At 38.0% G+C, this 384-nt stretch carries 1 protein-coding gene; it reads left to right on the top strand.

Translation table 11 applies throughout. The features are described from left to right. Positions 1 to 22 precede the first annotated feature (22 nt). Positions 23 to 384 (top strand): MFS transporter (locus RCF13_RS05335; RefSeq protein ID WP_308140928.1); only part of this gene is annotated, 362 nt, incomplete at its 3' end.

The raw sequence follows: 384 nt of genomic DNA on the forward strand, positions 1-384 counted from the left end.
TTTGATAAAGGGGGTGAATAAAGTGAATAAAGCCAATGCTTCTGTACAAGAAAACCCAAGAGTTACAAAGGGAGTAATCTTTTTCATGGCAGTTGCTTGTGGATTTACAGTGGCGAATGTGTATTTAAATCAGGTTTTGCTTGTAAGCATGGGGAAGACATTTAATGTAGCAGCAGCATCTATTGGTATTGTAGCCACTTTAACACAAGTAGGATATGCTTTAGGGAATCTTTTAGTAGTACCACTTGGGGACATATTTGAGAGAAGAAAATTAATTTTAACGTTGCTATGTGCAGTAAGTCTTTCACTAGCAGCAGCCGCTATTTCACCAAATGTGACTTGGCTTGTGGTGACCAACTTTTTGATAGGGATTTGTACGGTTAT

It is taken from the genome of Stenotrophomonas maltophilia group sp. RNC7 (genome assembly GCF_030910085.1).
Classification (GTDB): Bacteria; Pseudomonadota; Gammaproteobacteria; order Xanthomonadales; family Xanthomonadaceae; genus Stenotrophomonas; species Stenotrophomonas sepilia.